Source organism: Serratia sp. Res13-Sevr-LER1-36-b, assembly GCF_015673035.1.
GTDB lineage: Bacteria > Pseudomonadota > Gammaproteobacteria > Enterobacterales > Enterobacteriaceae > Chania > Chania fonticola_C.
Genome location: NZ_JADACK010000020.1, coordinates 172,534 through 190,195, shown reverse-complemented (window position 1 = coordinate 190,195; position 17,662 = coordinate 172,534). Strand labels below are relative to the sequence as shown.

At 56.3% G+C, this 17,662-nt stretch carries 11 protein-coding genes; 9 read left to right on the top strand and 2 right to left on the bottom strand.

Features of this window, described 5'->3' with window-relative positions; genetic code table 11:
- Positions 1-51: 51 nt before the first annotated feature.
- From dgt to IMQ33_RS15005, 3 genes are all read left to right on the top strand, one after another.
- Positions 52-1,569, top strand: a complete 1,518-nt coding sequence (gene dgt, locus IMQ33_RS15015; protein ID WP_024483475.1) for a dGTPase — start codon at positions 52-54, stop codon at positions 1,567-1,569.
- A gap of 198 nt (positions 1,570-1,767) precedes the next feature.
- On the top strand, positions 1,768-3,174 hold the full coding sequence (degP, locus tag IMQ33_RS15010) for a serine endoprotease DegP (RefSeq protein ID WP_065687104.1): 1,407 nt from the start codon (positions 1,768-1,770) through the stop codon (positions 3,172-3,174).
- Between the two features lie 180 nt (positions 3,175-3,354).
- Positions 3,355-4,509: a CdaR family transcriptional regulator gene (locus IMQ33_RS15005; RefSeq protein ID WP_065687055.1), complete on the top strand. Its 1,155-nt coding sequence runs from the start codon at positions 3,355-3,357 to the stop codon at positions 4,507-4,509.
- Between the two features lie 236 nt (positions 4,510-4,745).
- Here IMQ33_RS15005 and garD read toward each other — a convergent pair whose 3' ends face one another.
- Positions 4,746-6,317: a galactarate dehydratase gene (gene garD / locus IMQ33_RS15000; RefSeq protein ID WP_196062232.1), complete on the bottom strand. Its 1,572-nt coding sequence runs from the start codon at positions 6,315-6,317 to the stop codon at positions 4,746-4,748.
- Between the two features lie 443 nt (positions 6,318-6,760).
- On the opposite strand from garD, the gene IMQ33_RS14995 reads away from it, so the two are divergent.
- The 4 genes from IMQ33_RS14995 to garR are packed head-to-tail and all read left to right on the top strand — an operon-like array spanning position 6,761 to position 11,189.
- On the top strand, positions 6,761-8,119 hold the full coding sequence (locus IMQ33_RS14995; protein ID WP_024483471.1) for an MFS transporter: 1,359 nt from the start codon (positions 6,761-6,763) through the stop codon (positions 8,117-8,119).
- Positions 8,120-8,167: 48 nt separating this feature from the next.
- Positions 8,168-9,499, top strand: coding sequence for a glucarate dehydratase (gudD, locus tag IMQ33_RS14990; protein ID WP_196062233.1), 1,332 nt, complete (start codon positions 8,168-8,170; stop codon positions 9,497-9,499).
- A gap of 21 nt (positions 9,500-9,520) precedes the next feature.
- Positions 9,521-10,294, top strand: coding sequence for a 2-dehydro-3-deoxyglucarate aldolase (gene garL, locus IMQ33_RS14985; protein ID WP_098928757.1), 774 nt, complete (start codon positions 9,521-9,523; stop codon positions 10,292-10,294).
- Positions 10,295-10,304: 10 nt separating this feature from the next.
- A complete protein-coding gene (garR, locus tag IMQ33_RS14980; RefSeq protein ID WP_065687051.1) occupies positions 10,305-11,189 on the top strand; it encodes a 2-hydroxy-3-oxopropionate reductase in 885 nt (294 codons plus the stop codon).
- An 81-nt stretch (positions 11,190-11,270) separates the two neighbouring features.
- Here the strand turns inward: garR and barA are convergent, their stop codons facing one another.
- The gene (barA, locus tag IMQ33_RS14975; RefSeq protein WP_098928753.1) at positions 11,271-14,003 is read right to left on the bottom strand and encodes a two-component sensor histidine kinase BarA; all 2,733 of its coding nucleotides are present in this window, start codon (positions 14,001-14,003) and stop codon (positions 11,271-11,273) included.
- Between the two features lie 67 nt (positions 14,004-14,070).
- Between barA and rlmD the strand changes: the two genes are divergently transcribed.
- Both rlmD and relA read left to right on the top strand, forming a co-directional pair.
- Positions 14,071-15,408, top strand: a complete 1,338-nt coding sequence (gene rlmD, locus IMQ33_RS14970; RefSeq protein WP_196062234.1) for a 23S rRNA (uracil(1939)-C(5))-methyltransferase RlmD — start codon at positions 14,071-14,073, stop codon at positions 15,406-15,408.
- A 9-nt stretch (positions 15,409-15,417) separates the two neighbouring features.
- The gene (relA, locus tag IMQ33_RS14965; protein WP_065687048.1) at positions 15,418-17,652 is read left to right on the top strand and encodes a GTP diphosphokinase; all 2,235 of its coding nucleotides are present in this window, start codon (positions 15,418-15,420) and stop codon (positions 17,650-17,652) included.
- The last annotated feature ends 10 nt before the right edge of the window (positions 17,653-17,662 follow it).

Here is a 17,662-nt window from a genome sequence, read left to right as displayed (position 1 = left end):
GCCGCCGGGAATTGTTATCACGGAGGGAATGCGCAACGGGAGGAGAAACAGATGTCCGGGATCGACTTTAAGCAGAAGATCAGCTTTCAGCGGCCTTTTAGCAAGCCGATTGAAGCCGAAGAAGAGTACGACATCATTCGCCAGTTCGAGAGCGATCGCGGTCGCATCGTCAATTCTGCGGCGATACGTCGTTTGCAGCAGAAAACGCAGGTGTTTCCGCTGGAGCGTAACGCGGCGGTACGCAGCCGTCTGACCCACTCGATGGAAGTACAGCAGGTGGGGCGGCATATTGCCAAAGAGATCCTCAACCGCTTCAAACAGGAAAAGCGTATTGATGCGCTCGGCCTGAGCAAGCTGCTCGATCCTTTCGAGAGCATTGTCGAAATGGCCTGCCTGATGCACGACATAGGTAATCCGCCATTTGGCCATTTCGGCGAATCTGCCATCAACGACTGGTTCCGCCAGAGGCTCGATCCCGCCAGCTGTGGCAGTGAACCGGGTAGCCACGATCGTTGCCAGGTAGAGGTGTTACGCCTGCATGAAGGGGAGAGCGATCTTAACCGGCTGCGCAGCCGTATTCGCCACGACCTCAGCCACTTTGAGGGCAATGCTCAGGCGATCCGTCTGGTCTACACGTTGCTGAAATTGAACCTGACCTATGCGCAGGTTGGCTGCATCCTGAAATATACCCGCCCGGCCTATTGGGCGAGCGATATTCCCGCCAGCCACAGCTATCTGATGAAGAAGCCGGGGTTTTATCTGGCGGAAGAAGCCTTTGTCGATCGCTTGCGGCGCGAATTACATATGGGAGAGTTCGATCGTTTCCCTCTCACCTATATTATGGAGGCCGCCGATGATATTTCTTATTGCGTGGCCGATCTGGAAGACGCGGTAGAAAAGAACATCTTTACCGTGGAACAGCTGTATCAGCATTTAACCCAGGAATGGGGCGAGATTGCTCCAGGGGATCTGTTTGATAAGACCGTGGCCAGTGCGTTTCGTAAAATTGAGCGTAGCGCAGCCCGCCGCAGTTCAGAAGATCAGTTCTTTATGTACCTGCGGGTATTTACCGTTGCCAAATTGGTTCCCCATGCGGCCCAGCGGTTTATCGATAACCTGGACGCGGTGTATCACGGCCACTTTAACGGAGCCTTGTTGGAGGATGCCAGCCCGGCTTGCCGCCTGCTCGCTATCTTCAAGAACGTTGCGTTCAAACACGTGTTCAACCACCCGGAAGTGGAGCAGTTGGAACTACAGGGCTACCGGGTGATCAACGGCCTGCTGGACATTTATAGCCCGCTGCTGGCCATGTCGCTGGCCGATTTCAGCCAGTTGGTGCGGGAAGACAGCCACCGGGCGTTTCCGATTGAAACGCGGCTGTTTCACAAGCTTTCTACCAAACATCGCCTGGCCTATGTCGAGGCGGTGGAAGGTTTGCAGCATCTTTCGGCCGAGCAGCAGGCTATTAGGGAATATTATTTCCGGGCGCGGTTGTTACAGGATTATATCAGCGGCATGACCGACCTTTATGCCTATGATGAATATCGTCGTTTAATGGCGGCGGAATAAATTCATGAGATAATTCTCGCTTATTTTAGCGAGATAACTCTCAGGCTGGAACATTATTTCGAGTTTTGTAAAGACCGACAATATTTGTTTACTATTAGCCAGCCGCACCAGGGGAACTTCAGCTAATCAGCAGGCTCTTACTAAGCACCAAGACCCGGTATTCCTTTTGAACGACTTTTAAGAGACACACAGATGAAGATGAAAAAAACAGCACTGGTTTTAAGCGCCCTGGCTTTGAGTATTGGTTTGGCAATGGGTCCGGTAACTACCGCCAACGCCGCAGAAACGGCTTCTGCCTCCACTAGCGCCCAACCGTTGCCAAGCCTGGCACCGATGTTGGAAAAAGTGATGCCTTCAGTGGTAAGCATTAACGTGGAAGGAAGTGCCGCGGTGAATGCGAAAACGGTACAGCAAATGTCGCCGTTCTGCCAGGATGGTTCACCCTTCCAGGGTTCCCCAATGTGCCAAGGTGGCGCACCGGGTGGGCCAACTACCCAGGAAGCCTTTAAAGCCCTGGGTTCAGGCGTCATCATCAACGCGGAAAAAGGCTATGTGGTCACCAATAACCACGTGGTAGACAATGCCAGCAAGATCACGGTGCAATTGAGCGATGGCCGTCGCTTTGAAGCCAAGGTGATCGGCAAGGATCCGCGTTCTGATATCGCGTTGATCCAGCTGAAAGACGCCAAAAACCTGTCAGCGATCAAAATGGCCGATTCCGAGCAACTGCGCGTGGGTGATTACACCGTGGCGATCGGTAACCCGTATGGCCTGGGTGAAACCGTGACCTCCGGGATCGTTTCTGCCTTGGGGCGTAGCGGCCTGAACATTGAAAACTACGAAAACTTTATCCAGACCGATGCGGCGATCAACCGGGGTAACTCCGGCGGTGCGTTGGTTAACCTGAACGGTGAGTTGGTTGGCATTAACACCGCGATCCTGGCGCCGGACGGCGGTAACATCGGTATCGGCTTCGCTATTCCAAGCAACATGGTGAAAAACCTGACTTCACAAATGGTGGAGTATGGCCAGGTGAAACGTGGTGAGCTGGGCATTATGGGTACCGAGCTGAACTCCGAGCTGGCGCAAGCGATGAAAGTAGACGCCCAGCGTGGCGCATTCGTCAGCCAGGTTATGCCGAAATCCTCCGCTGCCAAGGCCGGTATCAAGGCCGGTGACGTGATTGTCACCCTGAACGGTAAAGCCATCTCCAGCTTTGCGTCGTTCCGTGCCGAGATCGGCAGCTTGCCGGTGGGCACCAAGATGGCGCTGGGCATTATCCGCGACGGCAAGCCGGTAACCATTGACGTAACGCTTGAGCAAAGCAGCCAGGAGCAGGTTGATTCCAGCAATATTTACACCGGTATTGAAGGTGCAGAACTGAGCAACAGCACCGACAAAGTGAAAGGTGTGAAGATTGAGAAGGTGAAACCTGGCAGTGCCGCTGCGCGCATCGGGCTGAAAAAAGGCGACGTGATCATGGGTGTGAACCAGCAGCCGATCAATAACCTGGGTGAACTGCGTAAGGTGCTCGACAGCAAGCCTGCGGTACTGGCGTTGAACATCCAACGTGGCGACTCAACGCTGTATCTGCTGATGCAGTAATGTTGTTCCGTTGTTCTACAGAGGCACGCTGCGGCGTGCCTTTTTTTATGGCTTAAAAACTGTGAGTTTGAGCACAAACTCGTGCCCGGCTAAAACGTATTTGGGCATCTGCACAATGTGCCCGTAGAGGCGCGTCGGTATGCTGAACGTTGGTTTATCATCCGACGGGGATAAGACGCAATGGCGGAGTATCATCTTGATGCCAAGCTAGCCAGGGAAATTGTCGCTCGCACCATGAAAATTATTGATAGCAATATCAACGTGATGGACAACCGGGGCCGGATTATTGGCAGTGGCGACCCTGAGCGGCTGGGGGAACTGCATGAGGGGGCATTGCTGGTGTTGTCTCAGGCCAGGGTGGTCGCTATTGACGATGCCGTTGCCCGTCATTTGCACGGCGTTCGGCCCGGTATTAATCTGCCGTTGCACGTTGACGGGAATATCGTTGGGGTCATCGGCCTGACCGGCGATCCGGTGCAACTGCGGCAGTACGGTGAACTGGTCTGCATGACCGCTGAAATGATGCTGGAGCAGGCGCGTTTGTTGAGCTTGTTGGCGCAGGACAGCCGCTTTCGTGAAGAGTTTGTGTTGAACCTGATCCGTACGGAGGAGTTGTCACCGGCCTTGATGGAATGGGCGCACCGCCTGGGGATAGATCCCAACCAGCCCCGTGTCGCGGCGGTAGTAGAGGTGGATAGCGGCCAGTTGGGGGTAGACAGCGCCATGGCCGAGTTGCAGCAGTTACAGGAGCTGCTGACGCTACCCGAACGTGACAACCTGATCGCCATTGTTTCTCTCAGTGAGATGGTGGTACTTAAACCGGCGCTGAATCACCACGGGCGTTGGGATGCCGAGGCCCACCGGCGGCGAGTGGAGAATCTGCTGGTGCGCATCAATGAAAGCAGCCGTTTGCGAGTGCGTATTGCGCTCGGCAACTATTTCATTGGCCCAGGCAGCCTGGTGCGTTCCTACCGTACTGCGCGTACTACCATGGCCGTTGGCAAGCAGCGCATGCCTGGGCGCTGGGCCTATTATTATCAGGATCTGATGCTGCCGGTGTTGCTGGGCAGCCTGCGGAGTGGTTGGCAGGCGGATGAGCTGGCTCGGCCTTTGGAGCGTTTGAAAGCCATGGACGGTAATGGTTTGCTGCTGCGTACCTTAAATGCCTGGTTCCTGAATAATGTGCAGCCCACCGCGACCGCCAAGGCACTCTATATTCACCGCAATACGCTGGAATATCGTCTCAATCGCATTTCCGAACTGACCGGTTTGAACCTGGCCAATTTCGATGCTCGCCTGTTGCTGTATGTGGGGTTACAGCTTGATGAAGACTAGCCTAGCTGTACGCAATAGCGTTGCTGGTGGGAGTCATACAGAACGCCGACACGCCGTGAACCCGTCCATGGGGACTCGCAATCGCGCATCCGTGCGCTCAACGGTCGGCTAACCTGCATGACTCCCGCCAGCCTCAAGCTTCAGTGTCGCGGTATTTAAACCCCAGCTAATACGGAGTCGGGAGGCTAAATAGTTGCACGATCGGTTCCCTCTCCTTGGGGAGAGGGGCGTTGCACTCAAGTCACTGGTGCCGGGTTAAATACCGCCAACGCGTTGAACAAACCCCATCGATCTGACCAGGTTTGCTTGCGGCCGCTGGCGATATCCAGGATCAGTTCAAACAGTTGCCAACCCACCTGCTCAATACTCGCCTCCCCGGTGGCGATAGTTCCGGCGTTGATATCGATCAGATCGTGCCAGCGTTCAGCCAGCGCGCTGCGCGTCGCCATTTTGATCACCGGCACGGCGGTCAGGCCGTAAGGGGTTCCCCGGCCGGTAGTGAACACTTGCACCGTAATGCCGGAAGCCAACTGCTGCGTGCCGCAAACAAAGTCGCTGGCAGGGGTGGCGGCATAAATCAGCCCACGCTTGCTGGGGCGTTGACCAGGGGAGAGCACTTCGACAATCGCGCTACTGCCAGATTTGGCTATTGAGCCCAATGCCTTTTCCACCACGTTAGCCAAACCGCCTTTCTTATTGCCGGGTGAAGGGTTGGCGCTGCGATCGGTTTGCCCTTGGTTGAGGTAGTCGTCATACCACGCCATCTCCTCCAGTAAGCGCTTGCCAACTTGTTGATCGGCGACCCGTGGGGTTAACAGGTGGATGGCATCACGTACTTCGGTAACTTCAGAAAACATCACGGTTGCCCCGCAGCGTACCAGCAGGTCGGAAGCAAAACCCACCGCCGGGTTGGCCGTCACCCCGGAAAAGGCATCGCTACCACCACATTGCATCCCCACCACCAGCTCTGAGGCTGGCACGGTTTCCCGCTGGCGACGGTTCAGGCGTTGCAGGTGCTGCTCTGCAACGGCCAGAATATCGGCCACCATGGCCTGGAACCCAACGTGCTTCTCATCTTGTAGGCGTACAATCCGGCTTTCATCCACGGTAATGGGTTGGACATCTGGGGTGCCCTGCAGCAGGCGTTCCGGCTGCAACTTCTCGCAGCCTAGCCCCACAACCATCACTTCGCCGCCAAAGTTCGGGTTGAGCGCCAGATTGTGTAGGGTGCGGATAGGGACCACCGCTGCGGGAGCGTTGATGGCGACGCCGCAGCCATAGAGATGATTCAGCCCCACCACGCCGTCGACGTTGGGGTATTTCGCCAGCAGGTCGCGCTCAATGATTTTCACCACATAATCCACCACACCGGCCACGCAGTGCACGCTGGTGGTGATAGCCAACAGGTTCTTGCTGCCAACGCTACCGTCGGCATTACGGTAGCCTTCAAAGGTATAACTTTCCAGGGGCGGTAATGCTTGGGGCACATTGTTGGCGAGTGGCAGGCTGGCCAACTCGGGAGCCGGGGGAAGCAGCACCAGCGATTCATCAATCCAGCTGCCACGGCGAATATCCCGTGCGGCAAAGCCAATCACTTCTCCATAGCGCAAAATAGTGCCGTCTTGCGGAATATCTTGCAGCGCAACTTTATGCCCTTGGGGAATATGCTCCAATAATGTCAGACCGCAAGGGAAGCTTGCCCCTTTAGGCAGACCATGGTCATTAACCACAATGGCGACGTTGTCTTGCCGATGAACCTGAATATAGCGCGGTAATGCTGTAATACTGCCAACTGCATATTCGGACATAGTGAAACCTCACGTACTCTGATTTATGTACGCCGTGGGTAATAATCGAAAGACTGGCTCAGCAAAAAGCATAACATTCGCTATTGTGTCGGGCATTATGCAAATGACCTAGATTTGGCGTTTTCCAGAGGTCAATCTTTGGCATTGTGCTAATCCGCTGTGAGATGGCTCACGCAACCGCGGGAACCGTGAACCAGCCCGCGCCCGATTGGGCATACGCCATAAATAAGCCGCCATCTTAGCCCTGTTATTGGGTTATTTGCCCGATGAGTCCCGGCGGTTGGTTCCCTATACTTTTCTCCACCAAGCGTTAATGCGTTTAAAAATTGCCGATGCCGTATTAATCGAACTGCTCAAAAAAGGCTGCAATTTAATTTAAACCTTTCGTTCTGAGATATTTTTAGCAGTTTTTCAGGATGAATATAGTAATGCAGGAGAGCACCATGTCTACTATCAGCGCTGCCAACAGTGCCATCAAGCGAACCAATAAACGTTATTGGATCGTGGTAATGCTGTTTATCGTCACCTCATTTAACTATGGCGATCGTGCCACGCTTTCCATTGCCGGTACCGCAATGGCTCAGGATATTGGCCTCGATCCGGTTGGAATGGGTTATATCTTTTCGGCGTTTTCGTGGGCCTATGTGATTGGCCAGATCCCCGGTGGCTGGTTATTGGATCGCTTCGGCTCCAAGCGGGTCTACTTCTGGAGCATCTTCATCTGGTCGCTATTTACCTTGCTGCAAGGCTTCGTAGATATCTTCAGCGGTTTTGGCATTGTGATAGCGCTGTTTGCGCTGCGCTTCCTGGTCGGCCTGGCAGAAGCACCGTCATTCCCCGGTAACAGCCGGATTGTCGCCGCCTGGTTCCCTGCCCATGAACGTGGCACGGCAGTATCGATCTTCAACTCGGCCCAATACTTTGCCACGGTGATCTTCGCACCGATCATGGGCTGGCTGACGCATGCCGTTGGCTGGTCGCACGTGTTCTTCTTTATGGGCGGGCTGGGCATCATCCTGAGTTTTGTCTGGCTTAAGGTGCTGCACAATCCCAAAGACCACCCCAGCATCAACCAGGCCGAGCTGGACTATATCGAAGCCGGCGGTGCCTTGATCAATATGGATCAGAAACAGGCCACACAGGTGAAGGTCAAAGGCGAGAAGTGGTTCCAGATCAAGCAGCTGCTGCAATCACGCATGATGATTGGGGTCTATATCGGCCAGTACTGCATCAACGCACTGACCTATTTCTTTATCACCTGGTTCCCGGTGTATCTGGTGCAGGCGCGGGGTATGTCGATCCTCAAGGCCGGCTTTGTCGCCTCGGTTCCTGCCATTTGTGGTTTTGTCGGTGGGGTGCTCGGCGGCGTGATTTCCGACTACCTGATGCGCCGTACCCAGTCGCTGACCTTCGCCCGTAAAACGCCGATCGTGCTGGGCATGCTGTTGTCGATGTCGATGATCTTCTGCAACTACGTTGAAACCGAGTGGATGGTGGTGGGCATCATGGCCGCCGCGTTCTTCGGTAAGGGACTGGGCGCGCTGGGGTGGGCAGTGATGGCAGATACCGCCCCCAAAGAGATCAGCGGCCTGAGCGGTGGCCTGTTCAATATGTTCGGCAATATCTCCGGCATCGTCACGCCGATCGCTATCGGCTACATCATTGGTACCACCGGATCGTTTAACGGCGCGTTGGTCTACGTCGGGATCCATGCGCTGTTGGCGGTGGCCAGCTACCTGTTCATCGTGGGGGATATCAAGCGTATCGAACTGAAACCGATGGCGAAGGCCAGCAGGCAATGACACGGCGGCAAGTTTGATAATTGAACCCAAAATTTTGAGGACATCTCTATGACTACAGCACCAAAGATTACTGCCATGCAGGTTGTACCGGTGGCCGGTTACGACAGCATGCTGCTCAATCTCAGCGGCGCTCACGCCCCATTCTTCACCCGTAATATCGTGATCTTGCAGGATAACGCCGGTAACACTGGGTTAGGGGAGATCCCAGGGGGCGAGAAAATCCGCCAGACCCTGGAAGAGGCTCAGTCTCTGGTGGTTGGCAAAACCCTGGGGGAATACAAGAACGTGATGAACCGGGTTCGTGAACGCTTTGCCGATCGGGATGCCAGCGGGCGCGGCCTGCAAACCTTCGATTTGCGTACCACCATCCACGTGGTGACCGGCATTGAAGCGGCGATGCTGGACCTGCTGGGGCAGTTCCTTGATGTGCCGGTAGCCGCCCTGTTGGGGGATGGGCAGCAGCGTGACTCGGTGGAAATGCTCGGTTATCTGTTTTATATCGGCGATCGCAACAAAACGCCGCTGCCTTACCAGAGCCAGCCAAGTGAAGCCTGCGACTGGTATCGCCTGCGTCATGAACAAGCGCTGACACCGCAAAGCATAGTGCGCCTGGCGGAGGCGGCTTTTGATAAGTATGGCTTCAACGATTTCAAGCTAAAGGGCGGCGTATTGGCGGGCAGCGAAGAGGCCGAAGCCGTCACGGCGTTGGCGCAGCGTTTTCCTCAGGCGCGCATTACGCTCGATCCCAACGGCGCCTGGTCGCTGAAGGAGGCGATCGTGCTAGGCAAACAGCTGCGTAACGTGCTGGCCTATGCCGAAGATCCTTGTGGGGCAGAGCAGGGCTTCTCTGGGCGGGAAGTGATGGCCGAGTTCCGCCGCGCCACTGGCCTGCCTACCGCGACCAACATGATTGCCACGGACTGGCGGCAGATGGGGCATACGTTGCAGTTGCAGTCGGTAGATATCCCATTGGCGGATCCTCATTTCTGGACCATGCAGGGATCGGTGCGCGTCGCCCAGATGTGTCATGAGTTCGGCCTGACCTGGGGCTCACATTCCAATAACCACTTCGATATCTCGTTGGCGATGTTCACCCATGTGGCCGCAGCGGCGCCGGGCAACATTGCGGCGATCGACACCCATTGGATCTGGCAGGAGGGCAACCAACGGCTGACGCGGGAACCGCTGCAGATTATTGGTGGCCGCGTACAGGTTCCACAGCGGTCAGGATTAGGGATCGAGCTGGATCGGGATCGTTTAATGCAGGGTCATGAGCTTTACCAGAAACACGGGCTTGGGGCACGCGACGATGCGCAGGGTATGCAGTATCTGATCCCTGGCTGGATCTTTGATAACAAACGCCCGTGCCTGGTGCGTTAATCCGTCTACAGAGGAAATTTCATGAAGAGCTGCCATAACCCTTTTCGCCAATCGTTGCTCGCGGGTGAAACCCTGATCGGCTGCTGGTCTGCGCTTGCCAACCCGATCTCCACCGAAGTCTTGGGGCTGGCCGGTTTCGACTGGCTGGTGCTGGATGGTGAGCATGCGCCGAATGACATTGGCACTTTCGTACCGCAACTGATGGCGCTGAAGGGCAGCCCTAGCGCCGCAGTGGTACGCCCGCCCTGCAACGAACCGGTGATTATCAAACGCTTGCTGGATATCGGTTTTTACAACTTTCTGATCCCATTTGTGGAAAGTGCTGAGCAGGCACAGTTGGCGGTAGCGTCGACGCGTTATCCCCCTGCGGGGATCCGTGGGGTCTCTGTGTCGCACCGCAGCAACGGTTACGGCACCGTGCCGGACTATTTCGCCCAGATCAACCAGCAGATAGCGGTGATGGTACAGATCGAAAGCCAGCAGGGGGTCGATAACCTGGACGCGATAGCTGGCGTTGAGGGCGTTGACGGCATCTTTGTCGGGCCGGGGGATCTTTCCGCCGCTTTGGGGTATCTCGGCCAGCCAAATCACCCGGAGGTGCAGGCGGTGATCCGTCATATTTTCGAGCGTGCTAGCGCGCACGGTAAAGCTAGCGGCATCTTGGCACCGGCGGAGGCTGATGCTCGCCGTTATCTGGAATGGGGAGCCAGGTTCGTGGCTGTCGGCAGCGATCTTGGCGTATTCCGCACGGCCACGCAGGCTTTGTGCGATCGGTTTAAACAGGGTGTTGAATAAGGAGAGCGGGATGAAAATTGGCTTTATTGGTTTGGGAATTATGGGGAAACCCATGAGCAAAAACCTGCTGCAGGCGGGTTATTCGCTGGTGGTGATGGATCGCAATGCCCAAGCGGTGGCTGAACTGGCCGCACTGGGTGCCGATGTTGCCGCCACGCCAAAGGCGGTGGCCGCACTGAGTGATATCGTGATCACCATGCTGCCCAACTCGCCGCAGGTGCGGGAGGTGGCATTGGGAGAAAATGGCCTGATTGAGGGGGCCAAGGCAGGCTCCGTGCTGATCGACATGAGTTCTATTGCTCCACTGGCAAGCCGTGAAATCAGCGAAGCACTGGCTGCCAAACAGATTGCCATGCTTGATGCTCCGGTGAGCGGCGGTGAGCCTAAAGCGATAGATGCCACATTGTCGGTGATGGTGGGCGGCGATAAAGAGGTATTTGATCGCTGTTTTGATGTGATGAAAACCATGGCCGGTTCGGTGGTGCATACCGGCGATATTGGTGCTGGCAACGTCACCAAGCTGGCGAATCAGGTGATCGTGGCGCTGAATATAGCGGCCATGTCCGAGGCGTTGGTGCTGGCCACCAAGGCCGGGGTCAACCCAGACCTGGTTTTCCAGGCAATCCGTGGCGGGCTGGCGGGCAGCACGGTGTTGGAAGCCAAGGCTCCGATGGTGATGGATCGCAATTTCAAACCGGGTTTCCGCATTGACTTGCACATCAAGGATCTGGCCAACGCGCTGGATACCTCCCATGGTGTGGGGGCGCAGCTACCGCTTACTGCTGCGGTGATGGAAATGATGCAGGCACTGCGCGCCGATGGTCTAGGCAATGCCGATCACAGCGCACTGGCGTGTTATTACGAAAAGTTGGCCAAGGCAGAAGTCACCCGATAAGGGCAGCGAGCTGGCGGAACGCTGGTTAACCCCTCACGCCAACCTTCTCCCACGGGAGGGTTGGCGTGAGGGGCATCAGGCTTATCCCAACTGGAACTTCGCTTCCGTCTCCACCAGCTCAATCTCATCCAACAGCTCCAGCCATTCCGGTTCTAAATCACCGTTGCTCACACCCTGACGCAGTTGCTGCTCAAGATAGAAACACAGTTGCTTAAGGCGCGGAACGCCGCTGTAGCTGCAACTGCCGTGCAGCTTGTGGATCAGATCGAGAATGGTGTCGTCCTCTTCTCCTTCCAGCACGGCTTTTACCCGATCGCTGACCTGTGGCAGGAACTCGATCAGCATCTGCAACAGATCGCGCGCCAGATCCTCTTTATTGGCGGCTTGGCGCAATGCCAACGGCCAATCCAGCGATAACGGTGGTTCGGCCGGGCTACGCGGCTGGGCTGCTTCTGGTTCAAGCTCGACGGTGTGATATCGGGAGAGCACCCGTGTCAGCATGGCTTCGTCAATCGGCTTGGCCAGATAGTCATCCATGCCAGCCTGCAACAGGTGTTCGCGTTCGCCGCTCACCGCATGGGCGGTAACCGCAACGATCGGTGTGGAGTTGTGATGCGGCATCTGGCGGATCAGCTCACTGGCGCGGATACCGTCAATGTTCGGCATCTGAATATCCATCAGGATCATATCCAGCACGTTATCACGTGCCAGCACGATGGCCTCCTCACCGCTTTCGCACAGCAGCGTTTTTTCTACCTGTTCTGCCAGCAAGGCACCGATCAGCTTCAGGTTGGCCGGGTTATCATCTACTGCCATCACCGTCAGCGGTAAGCGTCTATGTACCTTTGGCGCATTCTGACGCAGCGGGGCCTCCAGACGCAGTAACGGATACAGGCGATTACTGCTGAGCGGTTTGGTCAGGCAGCCGATAGCGCCCAGCTTTTTCATTTCTTCGGCATCGATCTGCGACTGGCTAGGTACCGCCAGGATCACCCGCTCGGCAAGACGCAGTGACTCCAGCAGCTTGTCTCGATGCTGGCCGATACCGTCCCGATAAGGGATCGGTACGCCTGCCAACAGGAAGTCATAATGATTTTTCGGCAATTGCCCCAGAGTTGGCGAATGGGTCACCACCAGATGGGTAGCGCTCAACATATTCAGCGTGGCCTGAGCCGCCGTTGGGTTGGCTTCGATATAGGCCAGGGTTTTACCGCGCAGATCCGGCAGGCTAGGTGGCAGCGACAACATGCCTTCGTTGAGATCGAGAGTGATGTGGAACCAGAAGGTTGAGCCGCGATTGAGCTGGCTGTGGAAGTTGATATCACCTCCCATCTCTTTCACCAGCTTCTGGGTGATCACCAGGCCCAGCCCAGTACCGCCGTGGCGGCGCGAGATGCTGGCATCTGCCTGGCGGAAAGCCTGGAACAACTGCGATTGCTGACGTTCAGAAATCCCGATGCCGGTATCGTGGATCTGCACTTCCAGCTCCACCTGGCGTTCCAGTTGGTTACGAAGCTCGACGCGGATATCGATATTGCCGGTTTCGGTGAACTTCACCGCATTGCCGAGCAGATTGGTGATCACCTGCTGTAGGCGCAGTGAATCGCCAATCACCTGCTCTGGCACATCGTTTTGCACATCCAGGGTCAGCTCCAGCCCTTTGTCGTGTGCGCTAGGGGCCAGCAATACCAGCACCTCATCCAGCGTTTCACGCAGCGAGAACGGAATGTGTTCCAGGATCAGCTTGCCAGCCTCCAGTTTGGAGAAGTCCAGCACGTCGTTGATGATGGTCAGCAGGTTGTTGGCCGAGCGTTCGATAGTTTGCAGATAGTCGGTCTGGGTGGCGCTCAGGTCGGTTTTCAGCGTCTGGCGGGTAAAGCCGATCACCCCGTTGAGCGGGGTACGCAGCTCATGGGACATATTGGCCAGGAATTCCGATTTGATACGGGCGGCTTCCTGCGCGCGCTTCTTCGCCAGATCCAGCTCAACGTTCTGGATCTCCATTTGCTCCAGCGTTTCACGCAGATCGGAGGTGGCTTGGTCGATGTTCTGCTGCATCTCCTCATGATAGGCGGTCAGCGACATCGCCATCGAGTTGATACCGTTTTTCAGCATTTGCAACTCGCCGAGCATAAAGCCTTCTACCCGGCTATCCAACTGGCCGCGGCGGATACGGTCAACGGTGTTGACCATATTGCGGATTGGGCCGGTGACATCGCGCATCAGACGGTAGGCAAACAGAATGGCAATACACATACACAGCAGCAGCAGCAGGGTAGAAACGAACACCTCTTTATATTGCTGCAGGCGTACCGATTGCAGATCCAGCTCGATCGCTACGTAGCCGAGGTTGCTGTCGGGATGTGCCTCCTCGCCGCTGTCCTCATCCGGGAACTGTGATTCCGACAGGATTGGCGTGCGCAGGATCAGTGAATCGCCGCGCCGGGTCAGCATCATATCGGTGGGCACCGGCACACCTTTGGGCAACTGCAACTGGGTATAATTGTGATGATAGTTGGAGGTGACAAACAGGTTGTTCTGCGCATCAAACACGGTGATCGCCCGGACGATATCCGAATGGCGGCGATGCAGCAGGCTGACCAGTTGCCGCACCGACTCACGGCTGCGGAAGGTCATGCCATATTCGCTGGCGACGGCCAGAGGTTCGATGATGCTGGCACCGGCATCGACCAATTGCTCCTGCAACTCGTTGTAGCGGTGCACTACAAAGAAGGTGCTGAGCAGCAGACCGATCAATAAAGTCGGTGCCAGGATCAGGATCATCATGCGCGCGCGCAAGCTGTATTTGGTCATGGGATTCCAATGTGGGAGAATTGGAGGCTAATCTTAAGCTGAATTAACCAACACACAATCAATAATTATGGCGCAATTCTACTCTCCGAAACGCCGCGTGACGACCCGGCAAGCTTCACAAATATTCACGGTAACGGTAACGGACCTCGATCCATTTGGCCAGGGAGTGGCGCGCCATGAAGGCAAAGCGGTATTTGTCCCCGGCGTTTTGCCGGGTGAACAGGCCGAAATCCAGTTGACGCAGGACAAACGACAGTTCGCCAAAGGTCAGCTCAGGCAACTGTTGAATTGCAGCATACAACGTGTTGAGCCGCGCTGCCCACACTTTGGTGTGTGCGGAGGGTGCCAGCAGCAGCATGTCTCCGAGGCGCTGCAACAGCAAAGCAAGGCGGCGGCGCTGGGGCGCTTGATCTGCCGCGAAACCGGGGTGACGCCGCAACAGGAACCGGTGATTGCCGGGCCACAATATGGCTACCGTCGACGGGCGCGGCTGGGGTTACAGTGGCAACCCCAGCAGCATCGTTTGCTAATGGGTTTTCACCAGACCGCTTCGTCCGATCTGGTGGCGGTGAAGCAGTGCCCGGTATTGGCACCGGAACTGGAACGGCTGCTGGTGCCGCTGTATCAATGCCTGAGCAGCTTGCAGGCCGTGCAGCGTCTGGGCCATGCGGAGCTGGTGTTGGCAGATAACGGACCGGTGCTGGTGTTGCGCCACCTGGATGCGCTCAAGCAGGGCGATCGTCAGGCTTTGCAGCAGTTTGCCCAGCAAAATGGCACCGCCGTTTATTTGGCACCGGATAGCGATCGGCTGGAAAAACTGTGCGGTGAAGCGCCGTATTATCAGGTTGACGGGCTACGCTTAGACTTCAATCCGCGCGATTTTATTCAGGTAAATGATGCGGTAAATCAGCAAATGGTGGCTCAGGCCCTTGAATGGCTCGAGATTGAGCCCAATGATCGCATATTGGATCTGTTTTGTGGCATGGGCAACTTTACCCTGCCGCTGGCCAAGCGGGCCAAGGCAGTGGTCGGGATTGAAGGTGTTGCCACGCTGGTAGCGAATGGGCAATATAATGCCGATAGGAATAGGCTCAGTAATGTCTCCTTTTTCCATGAAAATCTGGAAGATGACGTTGCGCGACAACCATGGGCAGCACAGGGATTTGATAAAGTGATGCTGGATCCAGCCCGCGCAGGCGCGGCTGGGGTGATGTCACATATTGTAAAACTGGCGCCAGAGCGCGTGGTGTATATATCCTGTAACCCCACGACATTGGCACGCGACAGCAAAGTGTTGCTGGACGCCGGTTATCGTCTTGCGCGTGTGCGGATGTTGGATATGTTCCCGCACACGGGGCATCTTGAATCCATGGCGCTGTTTATCCACGGGTCGCGGAAAAAGTAGGGAGAAGTTATGGTCGCGGTAAGAACTGCACATCTGAATACGGCGGGTGAATTCGCGCTTGATGACTGGATAGCCAGCCTGGGGTTGCCCAACCCGCAGTCAGGTGAGCGATTAGCCGCAACCTGGCGTTACTGTGAACAGCAGACGAAAGACCATCCCGATGCGCCGTTGCTGCTATGGCGTGGCCTGGAGATGGTGGAGATCCTCTCGACCCTCAGCATGGATAACGACAGTATGCGCGCGGCGCTGCTGTTCCCGTTGGTAGACGCGGCGATCGTTCCTGAAGCCACCCTGACCGAAGAGTTCGGTGCCGGCATTACCTCCCTGGTGCACGGCGTACGTGATATGGACGCCATCCGCCAACTGAAAGCCACCCACAACGACTCGATGGGCTCCGAGCAGGTCGATAACGTGCGCCGCATGTTGCTGGCAATGGTGGAAGATTTCCGCTGCGTGGTGATCAAGCTGGCAGAGCGCATTGCCCACCTGCGCGAAGTGAAGGATGCGCCGGAAGACGAACGCGTGCTGGCGGCGAAAGAGTGTTCCAATATCTACGCCCCGCTGGCCAACCGTCTGGGTATCGGCCAGTTGAAGTGGGAACTGGAAGATTTCTGCTTCCGCTATCTGCATCCCGATGAATATAAACGCATTGCCAAGCTGCTACATGAACGCCGTATCGATCGCGAGCAGTTTATTGATGACTTCGTGGCTTCATTGCATAGCGCGATGGAGATCGAAGGCATCAAGGCGGACATTTATGGCCGCCCGAAACACATTTACAGCATCTGGCGCAAGATGCAGAAAAAATCGCTGGCGTTCGACGAGCTGTTCGACGTGCGTGCAGTGCGCGTAGTGGTGGAGCGCCTGCAGGATTGCTATGCGGCATTGGGCATCGTCCATACCCATTTCCGCCATCTGCCGGATGAGTTTGACGACTACGTCGCCAACCCGAAACCGAACGGCTATCAATCGATCCATACCGTGGTGCTCGGGCCGCGTGGCAAAACGCTGGAGATCCAGATCCGCACCCGCCAGATGCACGAAGATGCCGAGTTGGGCGTTGCGGCGCACTGGAAATACAAAGAAGGCGCGGTGGTTACGGCGCGTTCCGGCTACGAAGAACGTATTGCCTGGCTGCGTAAGCTGATCGCCTGGCAGGAAGAGATGGCGGACTCGGGCGAAATGCTCGACGAAGTGCGCAGCCAGGTGTTCGACGATCGCGTCTACGTGTTTACGCCGAAGGGCGATGTGGTGGATCTGCCAGCCGGCTCCACGCCGCTGGACTTTGCCTACCATATCCACAGCGACGTCGGCCACCGTTGTATCGGTGCCAAGATCGGCGGCCGTATCGTGCCGTTTACCTACCAGTTGCAGATGGGCGATCAGATTGAAATCATCACTCAGAAGCAGCCGAACCCGAGCCGCGACTGGCTGAACCCGAACCTGGGCTATGTCACCACCAGCCGTGGACGCTCCAAAATCCACAACTGGTTCCGCAAGCAGGATCGCGATAAAAACATCCTGGCCGGGCGGCAGATGCTGGACAACGAGCTGGAACACCTCGGTATCAGCCTGCGGGAAGCCGAAAAGCTGCTGATCCCACGCTATAACGTCAACTCGTTGGATGAAGTATTGGCGAGCATTGGCGGCGGCGATATCCGTCTGAACCAGATGGTGAACTTCCTGCAGGGCAAGCTCAACAAGCCCAGCGCCGAGGAGCAGGATCGCGAAGCGTTACGCCAACTGACCCAGCAGAAAGCCCCGGCAACCTCGGCCCGCAGCAAAGATAACGGCCGGGTGGTGGTCGAAGGCGTCGGCAATCTGATGCACCACATTGCCCGCTGCTGCCAGCCGATCCCGGGTGACGACATTGTCGGCTTTATCACCCAGGGGCGCGGGATCTCGATCCACCGTGCGGATTGCGATCAACTGGCGGAGCTACAGTCTCACGCGCCGGAACGTATCGTGGATGCGGTCTGGGGGGAAAGCTACTCCAGCGGTTATTCGCTGGTGGTGCGCGTCGTGGCCAACGATCGCAGCGGTTTGCTGCGTGATATCACCACTATCCTGGCCAACGAGAAGGTCAACGTATTGGGCGTCGCCAGCCGCAGCGACACCAAAAAGCAGCTGGCCACCATCGATATGGACATCGAAATCTATAACCAGGTGGTGCTGGGGCGCGTGTTGGCCAAACTCAATCAACTGCCCGACGTCATCGATGCCAAACGCCTGCACGGCGCTTGATTTTTCTTTT